Source organism: Sphingomonas sp. PP-CE-3A-406 (assembly GCF_003688625.1).
In the GTDB taxonomy this organism is placed as follows: Bacteria; Pseudomonadota; Alphaproteobacteria; order Sphingomonadales; family Sphingomonadaceae; genus Sphingomonas.
The window spans coordinates 1104809-1130153 of the sequence record NZ_RCWY01000002.1 but is presented as its reverse complement, the minus strand read 5'-3'; the positions used below and the strand labels follow the sequence as shown (position 1 = coordinate 1130153).

General features: G+C 65.7%; 23 protein-coding genes. 17 read left to right on the top strand and 6 right to left on the bottom strand.

What is annotated here, in order from left to right; translation table 11 throughout:
* Window positions 1–128: 128 nt before the first annotated feature.
* On the bottom strand, window positions 129–260 hold the full coding sequence (locus C8J44_RS18765) for a hypothetical protein (protein ID WP_259466818.1): 132 nt from the start codon (window positions 258–260) through the stop codon (window positions 129–131).
* Window positions 261–865: 605 nt separating this feature from the next.
* Between C8J44_RS18765 and C8J44_RS11540 the strand changes: the two genes are divergently transcribed.
* From C8J44_RS11540 to C8J44_RS11530, 3 genes are all read left to right on the top strand, one after another.
* On the top strand, window positions 866–1918 hold the full coding sequence (locus C8J44_RS11540; protein WP_121904560.1) for a sensor histidine kinase: 1053 nt from the start codon (window positions 866–868) through the stop codon (window positions 1916–1918).
* A gap of 67 nt (window positions 1919–1985) precedes the next feature.
* On the top strand, window positions 1986–2576 hold the full coding sequence (locus C8J44_RS11535) for a response regulator transcription factor (protein ID WP_259466817.1): 591 nt from the start codon (window positions 1986–1988) through the stop codon (window positions 2574–2576).
* 481 nt (window positions 2577–3057) lie between these two features.
* A complete protein-coding gene (locus tag C8J44_RS11530) occupies window positions 3058–4311 on the top strand; it encodes a right-handed parallel beta-helix repeat-containing protein (protein WP_121904558.1) in 1254 nt (417 codons plus the stop codon).
* Between the two features lie 837 nt (window positions 4312–5148).
* Here the strand turns inward: C8J44_RS11530 and C8J44_RS18760 are convergent.
* Entirely contained in the window at window positions 5149–5274 is a 126-nt protein-coding gene (locus C8J44_RS18760; protein WP_259466816.1) for a hypothetical protein, read from the bottom strand.
* On the bottom strand, window positions 5271–5855 hold the full coding sequence (locus C8J44_RS11525) for a TetR/AcrR family transcriptional regulator (RefSeq protein ID WP_121904557.1): 585 nt from the start codon (window positions 5853–5855) through the stop codon (window positions 5271–5273). Before C8J44_RS11525 ends, C8J44_RS18760 begins: the two co-directional genes overlap by 4 nt.
* 106 nt (window positions 5856–5961) lie before the next feature.
* On the opposite strand from C8J44_RS11525, the gene C8J44_RS11520 reads away from it, so the two are divergent.
* The 4 genes from C8J44_RS11520 (at window position 5962) to C8J44_RS11505 (ending at window position 8923) form a co-directional block, all read left to right on the top strand.
* On the top strand, window positions 5962–6741 hold the full coding sequence (locus tag C8J44_RS11520; RefSeq protein WP_121904728.1) for an SDR family oxidoreductase: 780 nt from the start codon (window positions 5962–5964) through the stop codon (window positions 6739–6741).
* A 35-nt stretch (window positions 6742–6776) separates the two neighbouring features.
* On the top strand, window positions 6777–6998 hold the full coding sequence (locus C8J44_RS11515; RefSeq protein WP_121904556.1) for a hypothetical protein: 222 nt from the start codon (window positions 6777–6779) through the stop codon (window positions 6996–6998).
* Entirely contained in the window at window positions 6995–7999 is a 1005-nt protein-coding gene (locus C8J44_RS11510; protein WP_121904555.1) for an NADP-dependent oxidoreductase, read from the top strand. Before C8J44_RS11515 ends, C8J44_RS11510 begins: the two co-directional genes overlap by 4 nt.
* Before the next feature lie 126 nt (window positions 8000–8125).
* A complete protein-coding gene (locus C8J44_RS11505) occupies window positions 8126–8923 on the top strand; it encodes an alpha/beta fold hydrolase (protein WP_220683106.1) in 798 nt (265 codons plus the stop codon).
* A 286-nt stretch (window positions 8924–9209) separates the two neighbouring features.
* On the opposite strand, the gene C8J44_RS11500 is transcribed toward C8J44_RS11505, so the two are convergent.
* Window positions 9210–11774, bottom strand: coding sequence for a PAS domain S-box protein (locus C8J44_RS11500; RefSeq protein ID WP_183128760.1), 2565 nt, complete (start codon window positions 11772–11774; stop codon window positions 9210–9212).
* A gap of 362 nt (window positions 11775–12136) precedes the next feature.
* Here C8J44_RS11500 and C8J44_RS11495 point away from each other — a divergent pair, with 362 nt between their 5' ends.
* The 4 genes from C8J44_RS11495 (at window position 12137) to lysA (ending at window position 14495) form a co-directional block, all read left to right on the top strand.
* Complete coding sequence (locus C8J44_RS11495) at window positions 12137–12400, top strand: hypothetical protein (RefSeq protein WP_056052519.1); 264 nt, start codon at window positions 12137–12139, stop codon at window positions 12398–12400.
* A gap of 13 nt (window positions 12401–12413) precedes the next feature.
* Window positions 12414–12932: a methyltransferase domain-containing protein gene (locus tag C8J44_RS11490; RefSeq protein WP_121904726.1), complete on the top strand. Its 519-nt coding sequence runs from the start codon at window positions 12414–12416 to the stop codon at window positions 12930–12932.
* The gene (locus C8J44_RS11485) at window positions 12929–13192 is read left to right on the top strand and encodes a hypothetical protein (protein ID WP_121904553.1); all 264 of its coding nucleotides are present in this window, start codon (window positions 12929–12931) and stop codon (window positions 13190–13192) included. Before C8J44_RS11490 ends, C8J44_RS11485 begins: the two co-directional genes overlap by 4 nt.
* A 70-nt stretch (window positions 13193–13262) precedes the next feature.
* Entirely contained in the window at window positions 13263–14495 is a 1233-nt protein-coding gene (lysA, locus tag C8J44_RS11480; protein ID WP_121904552.1) for a diaminopimelate decarboxylase, read from the top strand.
* On the opposite strand, the gene C8J44_RS18485 is transcribed toward lysA, so the two are convergent.
* Window positions 14492–14647, bottom strand: coding sequence for a hypothetical protein (locus C8J44_RS18485; RefSeq protein ID WP_183128759.1), 156 nt, complete (start codon window positions 14645–14647; stop codon window positions 14492–14494). The two genes, lysA and C8J44_RS18485, sit on opposite strands and share 4 nt — an antisense overlap.
* Here C8J44_RS18485 and C8J44_RS11475 point away from each other — a divergent pair.
* Complete coding sequence (locus tag C8J44_RS11475) at window positions 14636–15379, top strand: dienelactone hydrolase family protein (RefSeq protein WP_121904551.1); 744 nt, start codon at window positions 14636–14638, stop codon at window positions 15377–15379. The two genes, C8J44_RS18485 and C8J44_RS11475, sit on opposite strands and share 12 nt — an antisense overlap.
* A 147-nt stretch (window positions 15380–15526) precedes the next feature.
* Here the strand turns inward: C8J44_RS11475 and C8J44_RS11470 are convergent, their stop codons facing one another.
* Window positions 15527–16042, bottom strand: a complete 516-nt coding sequence (locus C8J44_RS11470; RefSeq protein ID WP_056052510.1) for a MucR family transcriptional regulator — start codon at window positions 16040–16042, stop codon at window positions 15527–15529.
* 376 nt (window positions 16043–16418) lie between these two features.
* On the opposite strand from C8J44_RS11470, the gene C8J44_RS11465 reads away from it, so the two are divergent.
* From C8J44_RS11465 to C8J44_RS11445, 5 genes are all read left to right on the top strand, one after another.
* Window positions 16419–19262, top strand: a complete 2844-nt coding sequence (locus tag C8J44_RS11465) for a pitrilysin family protein (RefSeq protein WP_121904550.1) — start codon at window positions 16419–16421, stop codon at window positions 19260–19262.
* Window positions 19263–19307: 45 nt separating this feature from the next.
* Window positions 19308–19607, top strand: a complete 300-nt coding sequence (locus C8J44_RS11460) for a hypothetical protein (RefSeq protein WP_060525867.1) — start codon at window positions 19308–19310, stop codon at window positions 19605–19607.
* An 88-nt stretch (window positions 19608–19695) separates the two neighbouring features.
* Entirely contained in the window at window positions 19696–21609 is a 1914-nt protein-coding gene (locus tag C8J44_RS11455) for a CocE/NonD family hydrolase (protein WP_121904549.1), read from the top strand.
* A 137-nt stretch (window positions 21610–21746) separates the two neighbouring features.
* The gene (locus C8J44_RS11450; protein WP_121904548.1) at window positions 21747–24257 is read left to right on the top strand and encodes a DegT/DnrJ/EryC1/StrS family aminotransferase; all 2511 of its coding nucleotides are present in this window, start codon (window positions 21747–21749) and stop codon (window positions 24255–24257) included.
* Entirely contained in the window at window positions 24254–25345 is a 1092-nt protein-coding gene (locus C8J44_RS11445) for a glycosyltransferase (protein WP_259466815.1), read from the top strand. Before C8J44_RS11450 ends, C8J44_RS11445 begins: the two co-directional genes overlap by 4 nt.

The window sequence follows — 25345 nt, the reverse complement described above, 5'->3', positions numbered from 1 at the left end:
CTGGTCAGCGGAGGACTGCGGCTCGCGCAGGGCGGCGATTGCCCCAGCGACGGTTGCGGCGTTCGAAAAGCGGCGACCGATTGCGCAAAGCCTGCGCCTGATACCGGTGGCAAGCTGCACACGCCGGGTCACAACCATGCCTCGAACCGCGCGATGTACCAGCGCTTCACCCCTTGCGTGAGCACGAGGTAGCTGAGATGCGCCGACGTTGACGCCGCGGCGGGATTACCACCGACGTGCGGCAGTGGTTCGAGGCGCACGTGGCGCCAAGAATATTCAAGACGGCCATAACGACCTCCTTCGTTCCGGACATGATTGATCGGGTCCGGAACGAAGCGTTTCAGGACGGCGTCACCGTTCCCGGAAGCCTCTTCCGTACCCGATGCCGGTCGACGTGATCAGGGGAGCACCAGCCCGCCTGTCTCCGTCGCCGGCAATGGGAGTAGATCGTGGTTCGATACGTCACCTGTTGCGGTGTTAATCCAACAAACCCTGGCCGTCCTAAAGCAGGAGTAGCAGGATGTGCTTTGTAAGTTTTGCCGCTATGCTCTGAAAAAGGCGTTTGCAAGCATATAATCGTCAGATTTGTTATGAGTAGCTGTAATGATATCAGAGCAATATACTATGGTATATCCGATATATAGATAGGTATACGAGCAAAATATCGGCGTATACTTGGGAAGATAGGATTTGGGAGGAGCGGGGCGATGTGGCAATTGCATTTCATGGATAACGGTAATCATCAGGGGCGGCGATCCTACATTCGTGAATCGGTTTCCGTGATTGCTCGCGAAAACGAACGGGTGGTGGGTCTCGGTGGAACCGCCCACGCCCGTCCGGTCGCGAATGCCGGGGGACCGTCGTGATGCAGCCGCATCGCACCGGACCGCGGGCCTGGCCGAAAGCCATCATCGCCGCGACGATCCTGACCGTCTTCGTAAGCGATACGGTGACCGATCTCGAGATCGCGGCAGCGGTCTTCTACGTCGTCCCGATCCTGATGTCGGTCCGTCTGCTGAACCGTCGCGATGTGATCCTGCTGGCGGCGACGTGCGTCGCGCTGACGATCTTGAGTTCGGTGCTCACCGCGTCGGGCTCGCGTGAAGCGGGGTTGATCAACCTGGCGATCAGTACGGCGGCGATAATCGTCACGACCTACCTCGGCCTGCGGATGATCGCCTCCGAGGCGGCTTATCACGAAGCGCGCGCCCAACTCCTTCGTCTGTCCAGGATCAGCAACCTGGGCGAACTGGTCACGTCGATCGCCCACGAGGTCAACCAGCCCCTCGCGGCCGTCACGGCCAGTGCCGGCGCGTGTCGTCGCTGGCTCGATGCCGATCCGCCGAACATCGCCAAAGCCCATGAATCCGCGGGTCGGGTAGTCGACGCCGCGAACCTGGCCAGCGAGGTGATAGCGCGCGTCCGTCGCCTGTCCCGCCGTCACGCGCCGTTGCGGGAACCGATCGCGATAAATACCGTGATCACGGAGTGCGCGGCGTTGGCGCAGGGCGAGGTGGAGCGGAGCGGGACGACTCTGGTACTGGATCTGAAGTCGAACCTGCCGGCCATCGTTGGGGACCGTGTGCAGATCCAGCAGGTCGTCAGCAACCTCCTGCTCAACGCGCTGGAGGCCTTGGAGACGGTCGATCCGGCAACAAGAACGATCGAGGTTTCGTCGAGACTGCAGGCGGACGGCATGATTGTGATCGCCTGCGCCGACAATGGAAGCGGACTCGGCAAAGAGGCCAAGGAGCGCCTGTGGGAGCCGTTCTGGACAAGCAAGGAAGGTGGCACCGGTCTCGGTCTTACCATCAGTCAGACGATCGTGGAGGACCATAACGGGCAACTCGACTATCTTGACACGCCGGGTGGCGGCACGACGTTCAGAGTGTTGTTACCCGGTTCGAATGGAGAGTGACCTGACTTCCGCTCCGCCTGGCCTCGATGATGTCGAGCCCCCCACGGTTCGGCCACTGGTTCGGATCGTGGACGACCATGCGCCGATCCGGGCGGCCGTCGACGACTTGCTCACATCGGTCGGATTCGAATCCGTGTCCTATGCGTCGGCGCGCGATTTCCTGCGCGACGATCCGGTGGAGCGTCCTGGTTGTCTGATCCTCGATGTGCGGATGCCCGAACTCGGCGGGTTTGATCTGCAGGCCGCGCTGGGACGGCGCGGCATCAGGCTGCCCATCATATTCGTGACCGGGCACGGCGATATTCGTATGTCCGTTCGTGCCTTGAAGGCGGGAGCCGTCGATTTCCTCGCGAAGCCGTTCGATGATCAGATGCTGATCGATGCTGTGAACGCAGCGATTTTAGAAGATATCGAACACCGTCGCATACACAATCATGTCGCGGCGGTGCGCGCGCGCGCGGATCTACTCGCTCCCGGAGAACGCCTGGTCATGGATATGGTCGTGCAAGGCCGTACCAACCGGGAGATTTCTACGGCCCTGAATGTCGCGGAAATTACGGTTAAGGTCCGGCGCGCTACGGTCATGCGAAAGATGCAAGCCGAGACATTGCCTGACCTCGTACGAATGTCTGACGAGCTCCGAGAGGCAGCCGTTTGACGATCTGACGTGAGCAAGGCGGCCGGTGTGTTTTCGATTAGGACCCGGAAACGGGAAAGCGCATGCTCCTTGCCCGGGAGTAGCGGCGCGATCCGCGTCGGCTGCGCCGCGTTCGACTCGTATCGCCTGATCCCCATCGCTCCGCGCCGCGCCGCACAAGGTGCATCATGGGTCAGGCATCATCCGCTTCGGGACTTTGAAGGTCGATCCGTCCTGATCGGGTTTCGAGAACGCTCGCGTTTGCCAAGCTCGATCCCCGCCTAGACGGCACCGGTCGCGCCGATCGCCAATCGATTTCGTGATCGCCAATGCCTTCTCGCCCGCCATTGGAGTGGTGGGAATGTCTCGGCGCAAGAGGGCGCAGACCTACAGGCTCCGTGACGGGCTTGTCATTTGCCGACGCTTCGACATGACCTTAGCCTAGAAAGGGAAAGTTTTAAGGCTGCAACGGGTCGGCAACGACCGCCGAAGGGACTGTGACGTGATCAGAATTTTGCCGGCTATTCTGCTCGTTGCTTCGTTCCCTGCCCACGCGTCGGTGTTCTATGTTGCCCCCGATGGCAACGACCGGGCCTCCGGGGTTTCGCCGGGAACACCGTGGCAAACCGTCCAGCGCGCGCAGCAAAGTGCGCAAGCCGGCGATACGGTCTACTTTCGTGGAGGACGCTATGTCGTCACGTCAGGCGTCAACCGCTGCGCCACGCGCACCGACACCGTGAATGCCGTGATACTGGACAAAAGCGGCGGCGAAGGAAAACCGATCCGCTACTGGGCCTATCCCGGCGAGACACCCGTGTTCGATTTCTCTGCGATGAAGGACGACTGCCGCGTCAAGGGATTCGACGTCACCGGGAGCTGGCTTCACCTGAAGGGGCTGGAGGTCACTGGCGTCCCGCAGCAGCCGGACAATCACCTGAACCACGAGTCATGGGGCGTCTGGAACAGTGGCAGCCACAATATCTACGAACGGCTCAACCTCCACCATAATATGGGACCCGGGCTTTTCATTCAGGATGGGAGCTATAACCTGGTGGTGAACACCGACTCGCACCACAATTATGATCCCTACACCTCCAACGGCGCCGGGCAGAGTGCCGACGGCTTCGGCGCCCATATCAAGGCCGGCCGCCCGGGCAACGTCTTCCGCGGTGACCGCGCATGGGCGAATTCGGACGACGGCTTCGACCTGATCAACGCCTTTTCGCCGGTGACGATCGAGCAGTGCTGGGCGTGGCAGCAAGGCTATCTGCCCGGTACGCGCAGTCCTCTAGCGGCAGGCAACGGCAACGGTATCAAGGCGGGCGGTTATGGCGGACGCTATACCCCGAATGCCGTCAAGCACATCGTCCGCTTCTCGGTCGCCTTCGACAACAAGGCGGCGGGATTCTACGCCAACCACCACCCGCTGGCCTTGGACTTCATCAACAACACCGCCTTCTCCAACGGTGTCCAATACGACATGTTGGGGATATCGGCCGACGGCTCTCCCATTTCGCTTGGCAATCTGCGTAACAACATTGCCTATGGCACCGTCCTGACCTCGCATACTGACGGGCTGAAGATGCCGCACAATTCCTGGACCTTGCCGACTCGCGTGACGCGCGCAGATTTCCAGAATGTTTCGGACCGTCATTGGGACGCGCCACGGCAGGCCGATGGCAGCCTCCCGATACTCCATAGCTTCCACCTGCGCCCCCAAAGCCCGCTGAGGGGTTTGGGCGCGTTCAACGAATAATAGCCGGCCGTGCCTGCGAGTATCGTACGCACTCGAAGCGTGGTGGCATAGTAAAGGGCTTCGCCATTCGTTCCGCGATGCAACGGCGCCCATTTGCTCCAAATAGTTCGGCAGAAACGTGTTTCCACCAGTTTGCCGCGGACCCGTAGTCCGCCCCGGAAGCTTCCGCCTCGTTAAGCGCTCCATTCAAAATGGCGGGCGAAATCGCTGTGCAGGCAACAAGCTGCCGACGGATAAAGGGTTGGAGATCGTACCAGTTTTCGCTTCTACTCGGCTGGGGATCGTATCCAACGAGCAGGCCCCGACTAAGGCAGAGTGTCCGACCGTCTGCGCTTTTGGCCTCCGCTTTGAATCGAACGCTTTCGCCGTTATCGACAAATGAGAAGCCGATAGCCCCCGAACTGTCATGCCATTCGAGTCTGGCCTCTTTCGTCAGCCAACAGCCAAAATCAAGCATAGGAACGTCGCGACAGTCCTCGACAGATCGCACCACGGTAAATCGGCCAAAATGGTCCTCGCTCTTTTCGTAATGCGTTTCGCCATCGTGGTAGCTCGGAGGCTCATACCCACGGCTGGAAGTCTGGCCGTATCCGACCTGCGCGCTCAGTAACGCGCTTAGGACAGCCGCACAGGCGGACATTCGGCCTACTGCCGATAGCGATAGTCTTTCCGCCATTTGTATCTCCCCGCCCGCTTTACTAAATTAGTTCCGGAAGGTTGATCCGATCCTAACGCTCGAGCGCAGAGCCGCGTCGTTCATCTGGATCTGACCGCAATCCAGGCGCCAGATCGCGACGTCCGCCTTGGGCGCAGCGGCTTGAGCCGCGGTGCGCAAGGTTAGCGACATGCACCCCGCGAGCGGGCGGGGCCATAGTCGCCGATCGGCGGATTGCGGTTGGTCGCCATCAATGCCGCCAACTGGTCATGGCCATCGCGATCCGCATGATCGTTCGACACATTCACGTGTGCGCGTCCTCTTCGTGATCGGCATGGACGGTGGGCTGCGTCGCCGCGATCCACGCCCGGGTTTCCCGCAACACCTCATCCGACAACGCGGTGTCGTCGACGGCGCGTGACAGCACGACGGCGCCGACCATCGCCGCCCACCGGCCGATCGCGGCCTGGCGGCGTTCGGGATCGCCGTCGCCTGGCAGACCGCGCGCGAAGCGGTCGATGTGCGCGTTCAGCCCGTGCGTCATGGCCGCACGCGCCTCAGGCGTCTGGTGGCGCATCAAGCCGGCGAGACTGGCCATCGGGCATCCCTGGTCGGGGTTCTCCCGGTGCAACGGCGATAGATAGGCGTCGGTCCACGCATCGATATCGGCCATGCCGGCGCTCTCGCCCGCTAGTGTATCCGCGATCGTCGCGGCGATCAGGTCGTCCTTCGAAGCGAAGTGACCATAGAAGCCGCCATGAGTCTGCCCCGCCGCCTTCATGACATCGGCAACCGTCACCGCCGCAAAGCCGCGGTCGCGGAACAGCCGGCTGGCCTCCTGGAGGATGCGGCGACGGTTTTCGACCATCTGCTCGCGACCGACCTTCATCGAAATAATCTCCCGCTCTCTGTTGACGTTTCATGATGGTTATCACATTTAGCTATTCATGACGCCTGTCATTAATATAGCGATCCGTTTCGAAAAGGGCAATCCGATGACCAAGCCAGCCATTCTCATTACCGGCGCCTCCACCGGCATCGGGGCGACCTATGCCGATCGTTTCGCCCGCCGCGGCCATGACCTCGTTCTGGTCGCCCGCGATGCCGCCCGCCTCGATGCCCTGGCCGCGACGTTGAGCGGCGAGACCGGCGTCGCGGTGGACGTGCTGCCAGCCGACCTGACGAACCTCGACCAGATGGCCGTCGTGGAGACGCGGCTGCGCGACGACGACAGCATCGGCATCCTCATCAACAATGCCGGCGCGGGGCTGGGGGGCAGTTTCGTCGATCAGCCGACCGAGGCCATCGATCGCCTGATCGCGCTGAACACCACCTCGGTCGCGCGGCTCGCGAGCGCAGTGGCACCGCGGCTTGCCGCACGCGGCGATGGCGCGATCATCAACATCGGTTCGGCGGTAGGGCTAGCACCCGAATATGGCATGACCGTCTACGGCGCGACCAAGGCGTTCGTGCTGTTCCTGTCGCAGGGACTGGCGTTGGAACTGGGGCCGAAGGGCGTCTACGTGCAGGCGGTGCTGCCAGCGGCGACGCGGACCGAGCTTTGGGGCCGCGCCGGTGCCGACGAGGCATCGCTGCCGCCGATGATGGAGGTGGGCGAAATGGTCGACGCGGCACTCGCCGGCTACGATGCGCGCGAAGCCGTGACGATCCCGCCGCTGCACGATGGCGATCTGTGGGACGCGTTCCAGACTGCGCGACGGGCGATGTTGCCGGGCTTCGGGGAGATCCGTCCCGCACCGCGCTACGCCGCCTGATCGCCTCTCAAGCCTCCACACGAAAGATCCGCACCATGTCGGAATCCAGCCTCTTCTCGTCTTATGATCCGGCATGCGTCAGGCTCGCCAATCGCTTCGTCCTGGCGCCGCCGATCCGCAATCGCGCCGGTGTCAGTCCGGTGTCGACCGACCTAGCGCCTCTTGCGCAGATCGATCCGCAGACGCTCTATGGCGGCGGCGCCAAGGGCTATACCGATCATCCCGTCGCGGCGGCCACCCGGGAGTGCGCAGCATGAAGGCATATCAGCTCGAACGGTACGGCAAGGGGCAACGGCTGATCTTGGTCGAACGGCCCGATCCGGTACCCGCATCCGACGAGGTGCTGGTCGAGATCCACGCCACCGCGATCAACCAGCTCGACGGCAAGATCCGCGACGGCGCGTTCAAGCCGATCCTGCCCTACAAGCCGCCGTTCGTCCTCGGGCATGATCTCGCCGGCATCGTCACGGCGGTCGGGGCGGGCGTGCGTCGCTTCAAGGTCGGCGATGCGGTCTATGCCCGCCCGCGCGACGGGCAGATCGGCACCTTTGCCGAGCGCATCGCGATCCACGAAGCCGATCTGGCCACCAAGCCCGCCGGCCTGTCTATGGCGGAGGCGGCGTCCATTCCGCTCGTCGGCTTGACCGCATGGCAGGTGCTGATCGAGCGCGCGGGCCTGAAACGCGGCCAGAAGATCCTGATCCACGCGGGCTCGGGTGGCGTCGGCACGATCGCGATCCAGCTCGCCAAGCATCTCGGCGCGACCGTCGCGACGACCGCGAGCGCCGCCAATGCCGATCTGGTCAGGCGCCTCGGCGCGGACATCGTCATCGACTACAAGACGCAGGACTTTTCCGAGCTGCTGTCCGGCTACGACGTCGTCCTCAACAGCCTGGACGCGAAGACGCTCGAAAAGTCGCTCGTGGTGTTGAAACCGGGCGGCAAGCTGATCTCGATATCGGGACCGCCGGACCCGGCATTCGCCGAGGCGCAGGGATTGAACCCGGTCATACGGCTCGTCCTGCGCCTGATGAGTGCGGGGATCCGGCGCAAGGCGAAGCGGCAAGACGTCGCCTATTCGTTCCTGTTCATGCACGCCGATGGCGAGCAGTTGGGCAAGCTTGGCGCGCTGATCGATCAGGGGGCGATCCAGGCCGTCGTCGATCGCACGGTCCCGTTCGAAAGTCTCAACGACGCGGTGGACTATGTCGATTCCGGCCGCGCCAAGGGCAAGGTCGTCGTGACGGTCCGCCCGTGACGGCCCGCTCGTGACGGGACGGCGACCCGCACCCAGCCCATGCTCCCGACTAAAACCAAGGACTCCACGATGACCAAGACGCAATCGTCCCGGGGCGCGTGGGCCAGCGTCGCCACGAGAACGGTAGTGGCTGCGGGCACCCGCTTTGCCTATCGGCAGCTCGGCGGGGGAGGCGGCGTTCCCCTCGTGCTGCTCAACCATTGGGGCGCCAACCTCGACAATTTCGATCCTTCGATCGTCGAGGCGCTGGCCGCCGACCGGCCGGTATTCGCGTTCGATTACCGCGGTGTCGGCGCGTCGGGCGGCGAGGCACCGCTCACGGTCTCGGCCATGGCGGACGACATGCTCGCGGCGATCGACGTGCTCGGGCTCGATACGATCGACCTGATGGGCTTCTCGCTGGGCGGCTTCGTCGCGCAGGATATGGTGCTGAAGCGCCCGGCGCTTGTCCGCCGGCTGATCCTCACCGGCACCGGGCCGGCGGGCGGTACCGGCATCGATAAGGTCGGCTCGGTATCCTGGCCGCTGATCGTCAAGGGCATGCTGACGTTCCGCGATCCGAAGATGTTCCTGTTCTTCACCGCGAGCAAGCCCAGCCGTCGCGCGGCGCAGGCGTTCCTCGCGCGTCTGAAAGCCCGCAAGGTCGACCGCGATGCCGCCGTCACGCCGAAAGTCTTCCTGCGCCAGCTGAAGGCGATCACGGCCTGGGGAGCACAGTCCGCGCAGGATCTGGGCGCCATCCGCCAGCCGGTACTCGTCGCCAATGGAGACCACGACATCATGGTCCCGAGCGAGAATTCGCGGGATCTCGCGCGCCGCATCCCGGGTGCCGAACTCGTCCTTTACCCAGACGCCGGGCACGGCGGGATCTTCCAGTATCACGAACTGTTCGCCGATCGGGCGATCGCGTTCCTCGATACTTGAGCTTTCTTCGCGACGATCGCGGAGGGCGGAAGCTGCGCAGCAGACCTCCCCAATTCACTATCTTTTGGCGTTTGAAACAGTGTGCAGCTACATCGCCGAAAGCGATGAGGATGAATACGATGTGATCGTGGAAATATGAGAAGTGAGGGGTTTCTGATTCATCCGGAAAAAGTAGGATCACTGAAAACCAGGCTGCTATCAATTAGCTGTTACCCGCGTCATATGGCGGTGCATCCTCACCGCACCAGCATACGAGCGTCACAACTCAGTCTCACACCCGCGGCAATCAATCGGTCCCGATCATGCTGCGGATCCGCTTTTCGAAGTCGGCGATGCTGAACGGTTTGGTGAGGACCTCCATGCCCTCGACCAGATGGCCCGCGCCGACGGCGGCGTTGGCGGCATAGCCGGTGACGAAGAGGATCTTGAGGTCTGGCCGGACCGCGCGACCCGCATCGGCGACCTGGCGACCGTTCAGTCCGCCCGGCAGGCCGACGTCGGTGACCAGCAGGTCGATCCGTTCATCGGAGCGAAGCAGTTTTACCCCCGCGGGGCCGGTCGGGGCTTGCAGGACTCGGTAGCCGGCTTCGGACAGGACCTCGGTGACCAGATCCCGGATCGCGGTCTCGTCCTCGACGACGAGAACCGTTTCACCCGGCAATGCCCGGATGACGCCGCTCTCGTCGGGCGCTTGGTCGGCGACCGCCGCCTCGCCGTCGTGGCGGGGGAGATAGAGACACATGATCGTGCCACGCCCGACCTCCGAGCAGATCCGCACCTGGCCGCCCGACTGGCGGACGAAGCCATAGATCATCGAGAGGCCGAGACCCGTCCCTTCGCCAATCGGCTTGGTCGTGAAGAACGGCTCGAAGACGCGCTCGATGGTCTCCGGCGTCATCCCGGTGCCGGTGTCGGTGACGTACAGCGCGACATAGTCGCCTTCGTGGAGCTCCTGATCCGCCGCCGCCTGTGCGTCGAGCCACGTGTTCTGCGTCGCGATCGTCAACCGCCCGCCATGCGGCATCGCGTCGCGCGCATTGATGCACAGGTTGAGAAGCGCGTTCTCCAGCTGCGGCGCGTCGACCAGAACCGGCCAGAGACCGGTGGTCGAGACGATCTTCACCTCGATCTCGGGGCCCAGCGTGCGATCGATGATCTCCGCCATCCCGGCGATCAGGCGATCGGCATCGGTCGGCGTCGGTGCCAGCGTCTGCCGGCGCGAGAAGGCGAGCAGCCGCTGGGTCAGCGCCGCGGCCCGGCTCGCACCGGTCTGGGCCATCGCGACGTAGCGATCGAGCTTGTCGTATTCGCCCTTCGCGACGCGTAGCGCGAGCAGTTCCAACCCTCCGGTCACTGCGGTCAGCAGGTTGTTGAAGTCGTGCGCCAAGCCGCCGGTCAACTGGCCGACCGCCTCCATCTTCTGGCTCTGGCGCAGCGCTTCCTCGGCGCGCATCAGATCGGCGGTGCGCTCGGATACGCGCTGTTCCAACGTCTCGTTCAAGCGGCGCAGTTCGTTCAGCGCACGGTCTCGCTCCGCGGCGACCTTGCGGCGTTCCTCGACATCGATGAGGACCCCGGGGAAGCTCGTCGGCGTGCCGTCCGGTGCGTGATCGACGCGACCATTCGCCTCGAGCCAGTGATATTCGCCGTTTGCGCGCCGCGTCCGATATTGATGCGCGTACCCGCCGCCGCGGGCGATCGCGTCGTTGATCGCCTCGGCCAGACCGGCCTGATCGTCGGGGTGAACGGTGGCGACGATCTGCGCGAGGCTCAGGCCCTCGCGGCCCATCGCCGGGTCCAGGCCGAACGCGCGTGCGAAGGGTTCGTCGACGGTGAAGCGGTCGCTCGGCAGATCCCAGACCCAGGTCCCGATGATCGCGCCCGCCGCGAGCGCAAGCTGCACCCGCTGCGCATCGACCAGCGCCGCTGCTTCGCTGTCCCGCAACGCCTGTTCCGCGCGTCGTCGTTCGGTTTCGTCGCGGGCGATCTTGATGAAGCCGCGCGGCTTTCCCTGTGCGTCGTAGGGCAGGGGATGGACCGATCCCGTGAGGAACACGCGCGATCCGTCGCGCCGGACGTGCCAGCGTTCGTCGTGCGCCGAATTCTGGCGAGCGGCGCTGCCCAGGGCGGGGAGCTTCGGGCCGGTGACGTCGTCCTCGTCCGCCAGGATCATCGCGGACGGCTGGCCGATCGCCTCGTCGGCCGACCAGCCGAGCACGACCTCGGCGCCTGCCGACCAGGTGGTGATGATGCCGACCGGGTCGGTGGTGAAGATCACATGATCCTTGGCCCCTTCGATCACCAGTCGGAGCCGCTCTTCGCTCTGTCGCAGCGCCGCGTCGGCAAGGACGCGCTCGGTGGTCTCGTTGGTGAACACGAACAGGCCCGCGATCGCACCTCGCGCGTCCAGAATGCGCGAGTAGGAGAAACTGAACCAGGTGTCGGCACGCCCGCGATCGGTATCCAGCTTCCACGGCAGATCGACGAACCGCTGGCTCCGCCCCGCGAACGCTTCGTCGATGATCGGCTTGGCCTGCTCCCAGGCATCGGGCCAGACGGTTTTGAACGGCGTTCCCATGGCCCAGTCGAGCCGCGGCCCGAGCAGCGGAAAATAGGCGTCGTTGAAGAAGAAGGTCAGGTCCTCCTCGCCCCACGCCAGGATCATCGATTCCGGCGAGTTGAGGATCGTGCTGAGATTGGACTTCAGAATGTCCGGCCAGCCTTCCGGCGGTCCGAGCGGATGACTCGTCCAGTCGCGACCGAGGATCAGGCGGGCCGCCTCGCCGCCCCCGGCGAGAAACGCCAGTTGGGGCGGTAAGGTATTGGCAGCAGGGCTTACTTCGGCATTCATCGCGGCAATCCGTAGCGATCGTCCAGCCGTTTGGAAATCGGCATTACGGCATTCGACGATACCGCTGATCATCGGGTCGACGGTCGTTTCGGACGAACGCGACGCGTTCTGGGCGGGGGAGCGAGGGGGATGGCGGACTCTCGTCGTCGAGCGCCCCGCCAGCCGGCGATGGTGCGCGACGAACGCCGCGAACACCCGATCGCGCGCGTGATGCGGCGAGGACAATCGAAACCGCGACCGACCGAGCGGACACTATGCCTGCACTATGCGATCGGCGCGGATCGATCTCGAATCCCTATGCCGTGCCTCGTAGATGTTGGGGGCGGGCACGATGCTCGCGTCACGAAAGGCAGCAGGGCGACATGTCGTCTGAACCCATATCGGAGCCCGATCCAACCGGGCTCGTCATCTTCGTCGGCCAGGATCGCGCCGGACACTGGCTCGTCCAGGACAGCAGGCGAACGCTCGAAGGCCGCTTCATCTCCTACGCCGCGGCGATGCACTATGCGCAGGCCGAGCGAGATATCTACCATGCGAGCGTCGAGGTTGCCGCGATGCCGCTTACGCCACTCGTGTCGTTCGCCCCGGTCGGTCGCGACGAGCGCGCGCTGCCCCGTGCGGCATGACGGAGAGATGGCGATGAACGTTCATGCTCTGCCGGTCCGGTCGCGCACCGCGATCACGACGGTGAAGGGGACCACGGCGTCGCATCCAGCGGCGAAGTCGACGCACCACGATCCACGCTGGCTGCAGGTCGCCGCCGCATTGTCGGCATTGCGCGCCGCGGGGCGGCATGCGGTCCGTATCGTCGATGCCGAGTGCGGCGCCGGCACGCTGCTGCTGTCCGCGGCGCATCATGCGCGGATGCTCGGCTTTACCGCGATCGAGGTGCGCGGGATCGATCGATCGGCCAGCGCGATCGGTCGCGCGCGGGCCGCCGCGAACCGCGCCCCGGACGCTGCGATCGGCGCGTCTTTCGAGGTGGCGGACATGGTGACCGCGTTGCAGGCCGAGCACGACCTGCCCGCGGACATCGTCCTGTGCCACGGCGGTGCCGCGCACGATCGCCGGCCTCAGGCGGTTGTCGCGCTGCGGAAAGCGGCGCGGGTCGTCATCGACGACCGGGCGGTGTCCTGCGCGCGGAGTGTCGCGGCATGACCAGGCGCGATATCCTCTGGCGTGCGATCGGCGTCATGCTGACCGTCGGCGCCTGCAGCGTGGCGGCAGCGACGAACGGTGCGGCGCTGGCAATGCTGGTGTTTCCGATCGCGCTGCTCGGATTGACGCTGGCGATCAACGGCAAGCGCGTCGTCGTCGCCCTCCGTGCCGAACGGCATGGCCATTGTCATACCGCCGAAGTGATCCACGCCGTCCGTCTGCGTCGGACGCGCCGGCGGCGCGAACCGCCGCGTGCCTGACCGCGGCAAATCGCCGCATTCCTGACGACGACGCTCCGCCGTACTCCTGACCGCCGAACTGCGAGACATCATGGGCTATTTCGAACCACGGGACGGCGTGCTGTGCGCCGAAGACGTACCGCTGCCGGCGATCGCCGAGGCGGTCGGCACGCCCGTCCACGTCTATTCCGCCGCCGCGCTGCGTGATGCCGCAGACCGGTTCAGAACGGCACTGTCGATCCTTCCCCGCGTGCGCGTCGCGTTTGCGGTCAAGGCGAACCCGAACGGCGCGGTGCTGCAATTGCTGTCCGGGTGCGGCTTCGGCGCGGACATCGTCTCGGGCGGCGAGATGCGGCGGGCGCTCGATGCCGGGATCGCGGCGGCGGACATCGTCTTTTCCGGCGTCGGCAAGACCGATCGCGAGCTTGCCGATGCGCTCGCGGCGGGAGTCGGCCAGTTCAACCTCGAGCTGGAGGAGGAGGGCCAGGTGCTCGGGGCGCTGGCGTTTGCGCGGGGGATGCGGGCGACAGCGGTGCTCCGGGTCAATCCCGATGTCGACGGCGGCACGCATGCCAAGATCTCGACCGGTCGCCGCGGGAACAAGTTCGGGGTCGCGATCGCCGACGTGCCCGCGATCTACGACCGGCTGTCGCGCATCGACGGTCTCGACCTGGTCGGGGTCGCGCTCCACATCGGCAGCCAGCTTCGCGATCTGGCCCCGCTCGAAGTCGCGTACGCCCGCATCGGTGCGCTCGTGGCGGACCTGCGCGCACGGGGGCACGCGATCGACCGCGTCGATCTCGGCGGTGGTCTCGGCATCCCCTACCGCGCGGACGACATCGTTCCGTCGCTCGACGACTATGCGACCATGGTGGCCCGCGTCACGCGCGACTGGGACGTCGAGCTCACGTTCGAGCCGGGCCGGGTCGTCGCCGGGCTCGCCGGGGTGCTCATGACGCGCGTGATCTGGGTGAAGCCGGGCGCGGACGAACCCTTCGTCATCGTCGACGCGGCGATGAACGACCTCGCCCGACCGGCGCTGTACGATGCCTTCCACCGGTTCGAGGCGGTCGTCCCCGATGGCGCGCGGATGGTCGCGACCATCGCCGGCCCGGTCTGCGAAAGCGGCGACGTGTTCGCGGTCGCCCGCGACATCGATCGCGTCGGTCGCGGCGATCTCGCCGTGCTGCACGCCACCGGCGCCTATGGTGCGGCGATGGCGTCGACCTATAATTGTCGCGCGCTGAGCCCGCAGGTGCTGGTCGACGGCGATCGCTACGAGATCGTCGCCGATCGGTATCTGCCCGACGAGTTCGCGGCTTAGCGGATCGCGGCGAGCATCGGGCGGCCGTATTGCCGGTTCGAACGGTATCGGGCTAGGACGCGGGGCATCCGACCGGCTTTCGGGTGCGCGGTCGAATGGCCACCAGGGCGTTTGCCCGGCACCGGTATGAGGAAGAACGGATGATCCTGCACGGCGACGAGATCCAGGATGTCGCGATGCCCGACGGCGGTTCGATGCGGATGCACCTGTTCCGGCCCGCGGGCGAGCGACGCTTTCCCGGCATTCTTCTGTATTCGGAGATCTATCAGGTCACCGCGCCGATCCGCCGGCTGGCGGCGATGATCGCCGGCAACGGCTATGTCGTGGCGGTGCCCGAGGTCTATCACGAGTATGAGCCGGCGGGCACGGTATTGCGCTACGATCCGACGGGCACCGACCGGGGCAACGCGCTGAAGATCGCCAAGCCGGTTGCCGCGTTCGACGCCGATGCGGCGGCGGGCGTCACCGCGCTGCTGGCGAACCCGGCGTGCAACGGCAGGATCGGGACGTTCGGGGTCTGCCTCGGCGGGCATCTCGCCTATCGCGCCGCGCTCGATCCGCGCGTGTCGGCGGCGGCGTGCTTCTATCCGACCGATATCCATTCGGGCACGCTGGGCGCGGGGCGGTCGGATGACAGCCTGATGCGTATGGCCGAGCTGAAGGCGCAGGCAATGTTCGTGTGGGGGCGGCAGGATCCGCATGTGCCCTTTGCCGGTCGCGAACGTATTCGCGCGCGGCTCGAAGAGGTCGGTGCGACCTATGCGTGGCACGAGTTGAATGCACAGCACGCATTTCTGCGGGACGAGGGGCCGCGCTACGATCCCGCGCTGTTCCTTCAGGCGATGACGCTGACGCTGGATTTCTACCGAGGCGCCCTGGCGTGATGCGGTGACCTGGCGATAGCGGCCTGCCGACAGGGCAGGCCGCTATCGGACCAACGCGCGCGGCGTTTAAAATGTCGACCCGCGTGGCCGCGCAGCCATCGCTGCAGGCCGACAGACGGGGGAAGACGACCTTCCCCCGACCGTGCTTCAGCCCTCGTTGCCGAGCGTCTTCTTGGCCGCATCGAGTGCTGCCTTGCCGGTCTTGCGCACCGTCGTTGCCGCCGAACCGGCAGCCTTTTCGACGGTCGAACCCGCCTTGCGGCCGAGGCCGATCGACTTGGCCATCGCGCGACGCGCTTCCGAATAGGTTGCGGCGACCATCGGATAATCGGGCTTCAGGTTGAAGCGCTCGCGATACTGTTCCGGCGTCAGGCCATTGGTCGAAAGGTGACGACGCAGCGTCTTGTACTTCTTGCCGTCGAGCATCGAGATGATGTGGTCGGGCGAGGCAAGCGACTTGCGCGCCGATACTGCGGGCTCTGCGGTCGAAACCGGCGCGGCCTCAGGCTCTGCGTCACCCGCATCGACGAGCTTGGCGACAGCGGCATGCATCGCAAGCAGAAAAGCCGGAACGTCGTCTGCCGCGGTCCGCGTGTTCGGGTTCGCGAGCCATGCCGCGGTCAGTTCGGCGGCGAGTTCGACGGTATTGAGTGTATCGGTCACGAGATATCCTTGAAGTGATAATGGCCCCTGTGCGGCGCGCCTACAATGTTCATCTATAAATTGGCAATCCTTACAATGCGCAAATGTTGGATAAAGTTTCGATCAGCATGATCGAGTGCTAATCGTCCTGATTTCGGACGGTCGGCCGAAGAATGGCTCGGATCATCGAAAAGCGGTGCCGACCGTAAGATGAAAAATCTATCATGCGGTCTTTAAGTCGAACGGCGTCATACCGGAGGCCGTAGATTCTGTTATGCAGAATGCGGCGATCCCGTCGCGGCGAATTTCGACGTATCGCCGGCCTGTCATTTCTGTTGCTCAAACCCGCGGGGCACTTATGGTGAGGTGACAATTAAGGCGAGGATCACTGACGCATATGGTTTCGAAAAAGACGGTTCTTGCCGGTGTCGCCGCAACAGCGTTTCTGTCAGCCGCGCCGGGTTGGGCACAAGCTCCCGTTGCCCGCGCTCTTCCAGCTGCAAAGCCTGCGCCGGTCGCCGATCTCGTCAAGTCGGTCGATATCCCCTACCAGCAGTTCACGCTGAAGAACGGCCTGCGCGTCGTCGTGCACACCGACCGCAAGGCGCCGGTGGTGGCGGTGTCGGTCTGGTACAATGTCGGATCGAAGTTCGAGCCGAAGGGCAAGACCGGGTTCGCGCATCTGTTCGAACATCTGATGTTCAACGGGTCGGAGAACGCACCCGGCGACTTCTTCGAGCCGCTGAAACAGGTCGGCGCGACCGACTTCAACGGCACGACCTATTATGATCGCACCAATTACTTCGAGACGGTGCCGACCGCCGCCCTCGACCGCGCGCTGTTCCTCGAATCCGACCGCATGGGCTATCTCACCGGCGCGATCACGCAGGGCGTGCTCGACGAACAGCGCGGCGTCGTCCAGAACGAAAAGCGCCAGGGCGACAACCAGCCCTATGGCCTGACCCAGTACAAGACCACCGAAGGGCTGTTCCCCGCGGATCACCCCTACGGCCACACCACAATCGGTTCGATGGCGGATCTCGACGCCGCCTCGCTGCAGACGGTGAAGGACTGGTTCAAGGATCATTACGGCCCGAACAACGCGGTGCTCGTGCTCGCCGGCGACGTCGATCCCGCCACCGCCAAGCGTCTCGCCGAGAAGTATTTCGGCGGCATCCCGAAGGGGCCCCAGAGCATCGTCCCGCCGGCACCGATCCCGACCTTGCCGGCCCCTGTCAGCGAGACGATCAAGGACCGCGTTGCGGCGGTGATGATCAGCCGCAACTGGGTGGTGCCCGGCCTGAACGACAAGGACGGCACCGCGCTGGAGGTTGCGGCGGGCGTGCTCGGTGGCCTCGCCAGCAGCCGGTTCGATACCGCGCTGGTCAAGAAGGAGAAGCTGGTCACGCGGATCTCGGCGAGCAACAGCAGCTTCAGCCAGCTCGGCATGTTCGAGATCGAGGCAATCGTCCGGCAGGGGGTCGATCCTGCGCTGGTGTCGAAGCGGATCGACGAGATTCTCGCGGATTTCCTGAAGAACGGCCCGACCGCGGACGAGGTCAGCCGCGTCGCGACGACGACCGCGGCCCGGACGATGGAAGGGCTGGAATCGGTCGGCGGGTTCGGCGGCAAGGCGGTGACGCTGGCCGAGGGCGCGCTGTATTCGAACGATCCCGGCTATTACAAGAAACAGCTGTTGCAGCTGGCGGCCGAGACGCCGGCGAGCGTGAAGGCTGCGGCGGCGAAGTGGCTGTCGCGCCCCGCCTATTCGCTGACCGTCGTGCCCGGGCCGCGCGACGCCTATGCCAACGCGGTCGTGCCGCCCAAGGCCAACGTCGTCCCCGCACCCGAAGCGCCGCCGAAGGGGACGCGGGGGCCGTTGCCGGGAGTCGGCACGGTCGCCGGCCTGAGCTTCCCGACCGTCGAGCGGACTCGCCTCGCGAACGGTATCGAGGTGGTCTACGCGCAGCGCACCGCGGTGCCGGTGACGCAGGCGGTGTTGAGCTTCGATGCGGGCACCGCGGCGGACGTCGCGGGCAAGCTCGGCACGCAGCAGCTGACGCTCGCGATGATGGACGAGGGCACGCCGACGCGCGATTCGGTCGCGCTGGCCGAAGCCAAGGAGCGGCTGGGGGCGGATATCGGTTCGGGTGCGTCGAGCGACCGGACTTTCCTGTCGTTGCAGGTGCCGAGTGCGAACCTCGCGCCGGCGGTCGACCTGTTCGCCGACATCGCGCAGAACCCGGCGTTCGCCGATGCCGAGGTCGCGCGGGTCAAGAACCAGCAGCTCGCGCAGATCGCACAGGAGCTGACCAGCCCGGGCGGGATCTACGCCCGCGTCATGCCGCCGCTGATCCAGGGGCCGACATCGCCCTATGCCAAGGCGATCGGCAGCGGCGATCCGAAGGCGGTCGCGGCGCTGACCCGATCGGACCTGATCGCGTTCCAGCACGCATGGCTGCGGCCCGACAAGGCGAAGATCTTCGTCGTCAGCGATCGTCCGCTCACCGAGGTGAAGGCGGCGCTCGACGGTCGGTTCGGTACGTGGAGGCCGACCGGCGCGGCGGGCGCCAAGGTCTTCCCGGCGACCGTCACGCCGTCGGGGCCGAAGATCGTGCTGGTCGATCGGCCGGACAGCCCGCAATCGGCGATCTTCGCCGGCATCCCGACCGGCCTGAAGGGTACGCAGGACCTGTTGCCGATCGTCACGGCGAACGATGCGCTCGGCGGCAGCTTCCTCGGTCGCGTCAACATGGATCTGCGCGAGAGCAAGCATTGGTCCTACGGCGTGTCGGGGCGGTTCCAGCAGGTCGAGCACGCCGCGCCCTACATCCTGTCGGCACCGGTGCAGGCGGACCAGACCGGCCCGTCGATCGCTGCGTTGCGCACCGATATCAGCGCGTTCCTCGGCAAGGAGCCGATGACGCAGGCCGAGTTCGATCGTGCGATCAATGGTGCGATCCGTTCGCTGTCGGGCAATTTCGAGACGTCCGACGCGGTGCTCGGCGCGATGCAGCAGAACGACCTGCTCAAGCGGCCCGACGATTACTACGCAACGATCACGCAGCGCTATCAGGGACTTAACCTGCCGCAACTCAACACCGCGATCCAGCAGGCGATCGATCCGAAGAAGACGATCTGGGTCGTGGTCGGCGATGCGAAGACGGTGCGACCGCAGCTTGACAGCATCGGCCTGCCGGTCGAGGTCATCTCCGCGGCGTCGGTTGCCGGCGCCAATTAATTGCAGAGCCCAGGCGTCCTGGGTGGTGCTTCAGGAGAGAGTGCAATGGCAAACGTCGATGGCAGCTGGGATTGCGTGGTCAAATCGCCGCTGGGCGATCAGAAGATGACGCTGACCGTCAACAGCGCCGGCAGCACCTTCACGGGTGCGGTGTCGGGCGCGATGGGTGGCATGGACGTTACCGGTGACGTCGATGGCGACACGATCACCTGGAAGCAGAGCATGACCGTGCCGATGCCGATGACGCTCGACTGCAAGGCGACCGTCGAGGACGACGTTCTCAAGGGCAGCGTCGCCGCCGGCGCGTTCGGCAGCTTCCCGCTGACCGGTACGCGGACGGCCTGATCGGCTAAATTGCTACGAAAGGGGCTCGTCTTTCCGCAAGGGAAGGCGGGCCTTTTCTTTTTCGGTCCGGGAGGGAAGGAAGAAGACAATGAAATCAACGACCCGTTTGTTTGCCGCCTGCGCGATCGCCGCGCTGGCTACCGCTACGACCGCCCCCGCGACCGCGCAGAATTACGACGAACGCCCCGCCAAGATGGCGCCGCGCGACGTCGGCTACGACTATGTGCGCAAGGTCGTCGAGATCCCGATGCGCGACGGGGTCAAGCTGCACACCGTCATCATCGTGCCCAAGGGTGCGAAGGACGCGGGCATCCTGATGACGCGCACGCCCTATGACGCCGACGCGCAGACCAAGGTCGACAGCGGCACCTATGCGGGCATCCTCGAGCACGGCGACGGCGCGGGCGACGTGATCGCCGCGGCACGCTATATCCGCGTGATCCAGGACGTCCGCGGGATGCACGGATCGCAGGGCATCTACATGATGAACCCCGCGCGTGCTGGCACCGCGCAGAACCCGACCAAGACCGACGATTCGACCGACACCTACGACACGATCGACTGGCTGGTGAAGCACGTGCCTGAGTCCAACCGCCGGGTCGGGATCAGCGGGATCAGCTATGACGGCTTTCTGCCGCTGATGGCGCTGATCAATCCGCATCCCGCGCTCAAGGTGTCGGTGCCGATGAACCCGATGGTCGATGGCTGGCGCGGCGACGACTGGTTCCACAACGGCGCCTTCCGCGAGGGCATGATGCCGTACGTGCTCGGCCAGGAAGCGACCAAGGATGCCGGCACGCCGTGGATCACCGACACCGCCGACGATTACGACTATTACCTGAAGGGCGGCTCGGCGGGGGCGATCGGCAAGGCGCAGGGGCTCGAACAGCTCGGTTTCTGGCGCAAGATCACGCAGCATCCCGCCTATGATTCGTTCTGGTCGAGCCAGGCGATGGACACCGTGCTCGCCGGCCAGCCGCTGAAGGTGCCGACGCTGATCGTCGGCGGATTGTGGGATCAGGAGGACATCTACGGCGCGCCCGCGGTCTACCGAGCGCTGGAGCCCAAGGACACCGCCAACGACATGGTCTATCTGTCGATGGGCCCGTGGTATCATGGCCAGGAGGTGCGCGACGGCAGCGCACTGGGCGCGATCAAATGGGATGCCGACACCGCCAAATGGTGGCGCTGGCACGTCCTCGCGCCGTTCCTCGCGCATTACCTGAGGAGCGACCAGCCGGCGATGGACGTCGCGCCGGTGACGATGTTCCAGTCGGGGCGCAACGAGTGGCAGCGGCTCGACAAATGGCCGACCGCGCAAACCGCGGGCACGCCGTTGTATCTCAAGCCGGGCGGCACGCTCGGGTTCCAGGCGACCGGCGGCGCGGCGACGACCGCGGACTATATCTCCGACCCGGCAACACCCGTCAGCTACCGCGTGCGCCCGACCGTCCCGACCTATGCGACCGGATCGACCTGGAAACAGTGGCTGGTCGACGACCAGCGTGCCGTCTCCGGCCGCCCCGACGTGTTGACGTTCACCACCGACGCGCTGACGACGCCGACGACGATCGCGGGCGTGCCCGAAGTGAACCTGACCGCTTCGACGAGTGGCACCGACAGCGACTGGGTGGTGAAGCTGATCGACGTGTATCCCGACGTGACGCCGGGCGACAAGGCGATGGCGGGGTATCAATTGTCGGTGGCGATGGACATTTTCCGCGGCCGCTATCGCGAGAGCCTGGCGGTCGCCAAGCCGATCGCCGCGAACGTGCCGCTCAAATACAAGTTCGCGCTGCCGACCACCAACCATGTGTTCCTGCCGGGGCACAAGATCATGGTGCAGGTCCAGTCGAGCTGGTTCCCGCTCTACGATCGCAATCCGCAGACCTTCGTCCCGAACATCTTCTTCGCGCAACCAAAGGATTACGTGAAGGCGACGCAGAAGATCACCGTCGCGGGTGTCGACGAAAGCTATATCAGCCTGCCGCTGGTGCGCTGAAACTGCTGCACCACCCCGGACGCGATCCGGGGTGGTGTAAGGAAAGAACTGTCTTGCCCCTCTTGGCGTTTGCCCGCGTAACTGGTTCTTAGGAGCCGATGGGTCATAGACCTGTCGCACAACAGACCGGACCGCCGATGAAACGCCTCCCCCTGATCGCGCCCAATCCGCCGCGGCTGAGTGACCATCTCGATGCACTGCGCCGCGTCGAGGCGTCGGGCGTGTTCAGCAACAACGGACCGGAGGTTCGCGCGTTCGAGGCTGGCGTGACCGAACAGCTGTTCGGCGGCTACGGCGCGTGCCTTGCGGTCGGCAATGCCACGCTCGGCCTGATGCTCGCGATCCGCCACGCGTCGGGGATGCGGACGGGTGGGCTGAACCCCAAGCAGGGGACACTCGCGCTGATGCCGGCGCTCACCTTCGCCGCGACCGCACAGGCGGCGGCGTGGGCGGGGCTGACGCCGCTGATCTGCGATATCGATCCCGACGACTGGGGTGCGTGCGCGATCGAGGAGGAGCGGTTGCTGCAGCGACACGGCGAGCGGATCGGCGTGATGGTACCCTATGCGACGTTCGGCAACGCGATCGACCTCGACCGCTATGTGCATTTCCAGCGGCGCTACGGCGTCGGGGTGGTGATCGATGCGGCGTCGTCGCTGGGGACGCTCGACGAGGCCGGGCTCGGCTTCGGTGCGCGCGCGCCGTTCGCGGTGGTGCATTCGATGCACGCGACCAAGACGTTCGCGGTGGGCGAGGGCGGACTGATCCATAGCGGCGACGTCGATCTGATCGCGACGCTGCGGTCGATGGGGAATTTCGGGTTCGAGGGCAGCCGCAGCGCGACGCTGCCGGGGATCAACGCCAAGCTGCCCGAGATCACCGCGATCATCGCGCAGGCCAAGCTCGCCGAGATCGACGCGATCGCCGACCACCGTGCGGTGCTCGACGAGACCTACCGCGCGACATTGCCCGATTTCCAGTTCCAGGCGGTGACGGGCCGGCGTCGCTCGATGCAGTTCATGCCGGTGCTTCTCCCCGAACACATCGCGCATCACCGCGACGCGATAGTCGAGGCAATCGAGGCGGACGGGGTCGGCTGCGGCCGCTATTTCAGCCCGCATCTCGGCGAGCAGCCCTGGTTCCAGGCGACCGCGATGATCGAGCCGACCCCCGTCGCGGACAGGATCGCGGGGCGGATGCTGTCGCTGCCGATCACCGACGCGATGTCGGTTGCAGACGCGCGACGAGCCGGCGAAGCGCTTGCGAACGCCTGCGCCGCGATCGTCCGACCGCGCGACCGGCGCGCGTCGGTGCGCGGCGGCGCCGGTGCGATCGCCTCGGTGATCGTGATCGGTGGTGGCCCCGCGGGGACGGCGATGCTGACCTCTGCCACCAAGCGCGGCCTGCTCCCCGATCTCGCGGCCTCCGGGCTGATGGTGATCGAGCGCGGCAATGCAATCGGCGGCGGGCGGCTGGGGCGCTATGCGATCACCTCAGATTCGACCGCGCAGACGTTCCTGACAGCGGTGCGCGACAATGTGCATCCCGAACTCGCGCGGCTGGTCGATCATCCCGCCGGGCGTGCGGTCGCGGCGCACGAGGGCGCGCTCGGCGTGCCGCTGACCGAGGTCGGGCCGCTGTTGCGCGCGACCGGCGACCGGCTCACCGATATCGTCCGCGCGCACGGCGGCACGGTTCTGACCGGGCACGAGGCGCTGGGCGCGAAACGGGTCGGCGAGGGCCTGTGGAACGTCGAGCTTCGCCGGCTGGCCGACGGCCATGTCTTCGAACAGCTCGCGCGCAACGTCGTCGTCGCGACCGGCGGTCATCAGCCGCTCGAACGGCTCGCCGCGCAGAGCGTGGCAGGCGCGCCGTTGATCGAACTCGCGGCCGGGCGGTTGCTCCAGTCCGACGACGTCCTGACGATCGGTGGGTTCGAGAAGGTCGCCGATCTGCTGACCGGCCGGCGCGCGCCGAAGATCGCGGTGATCGGCGGATCGACCAGCGCGCTGACGACGATCGCGCTGCTGCTGAAAAGCCAGCCGGCGCTGCCGTTCGGCGCGGGCGCGATCACGCTGCTCCACCGTCGGCCGCTGCGGCCCTTCTATCATTCGGTCGAGGCCGCGCATGCCGAGGGCTTCACCGATTTCGGCCCGGACGACATCTGCCCGGTATCGGGGTTCGTCTACCGGCTGGCCGGGTTCCGGCTCGAAGCGCGCGATCTGGTCCTGCGGATGCTGGAGATCGATGGCCGCAAACCCGATCCGCGCGTCGCGCTGCACCGGATCGCGGGCGACGAGGACGCGGCGGCGCGCGCGCATATCGAAGACGCGGACCTGGTGATCGCGGCGCTCGGCTATCGCCCCATCGGTATGCCGATCGTCGGACAGGACGGCGCGGCGATCGCGTTGGCGGCGGACGACGGCAGGCCGATGGTCGACCGCCATTGCCGGATCGTCGATGCGGAGGGCGTGCCGGTCGCCGGTCTCTACGGGCTCGGGCTGGCCGCAGGGTTCGTGCCGTGGGGCCCGCTCGGCGGCGAATCGAGCTTCTCGGGGCAAGCGAACGGGCTCTGGCTCTGGCAGAACGATGTCGGACTGATGATCGTCGAGCAGGTCCTGCCGTCCAGGGCCCGGGCGGCGGCGTGACCGCGGCCGATGCCGCTCCGCTGGTGAGCGTGGTCGTGGCGGCCTATAACGGCGCCGCGCTGATCGAGGAGACGCTGGCCAGCGTCACGGCGCAAACCCTGACCGATTTCGAGCTGATCGTGGTCGACGATTGTTCGACCGACGATACGCGCGCGGTGGTGAGCGCATGGCCCGATCCGCGCGTGCGGCTGGTGACGATGGCGAAGAACGGCGGCCCGGTGAGGACCCGCAACCGCGGTTTCGCCGAGGCCCGCGGACGCTACATCGCCGCGCTCGACCATGACGACATCTGCCGCCCCGATCGTTTCGCGCGGCAGGTCGCCTATTTCGAAGCGCATCCCGACACCGTGTTGCTGGGAACGTCCGCCGAGATCCTGTGCGACGGGAAGGTCACGCCGTCGCGCTATGCACCGACGACCACGCCGGCATTGGTCGCGTGGCTGACCTGTATCGAGAACCCGCTGGTCTGGTCGTCGACGATGATGCGGACCGATGTCGCGCGGCGGCTCGATCCGATCACCCGACCCGATCTGCTGTTTGCCGAGGATTTCGACCTGTATCAGCGGATCGGCCATTTCGGCGCGATCGCCCGGCTCGATGCGCCGCTGGTGCTGTACCGGGTCCATCCGGGTGGCGTGTCGAAGCGGTTCGAGGATACCATGGAGGCGTCGGCGGTCCGCGTGCTGACCGAGCGCTATGCCCGTTTGTTCGACGACCGTGCCGAGACGATCGCGCGGCTGATGGTGTCGCACAACATGGCCAAGCGGCCGGTGGCGGATCGCGCGACGCTCGCGGTCCTGGGCAGCGCGCTGAGCGTGATCCAGGCCGACTTCCTGGCGACGCATCGGTGCGATTCGCACGACATCAGCCTGATCCGCTGGGAAACCGCGCGGCGGTGGGGCGATATCGGTCGGGTGGGGCTACGCGCGGGGACGATCCGGCTGGCCGATGTGCTCGCCGTGCGGCCCGACCATCTTGGCCTCGGCTATGCCAGCCTGGAGGCGTTGCTGTGGTCGGGGCTGATAGGCGGCGCGCGTCGTGCGCGCCACCGGATGGAGCAGAGCCGGATGGTCCAGACCGCCGTTTAG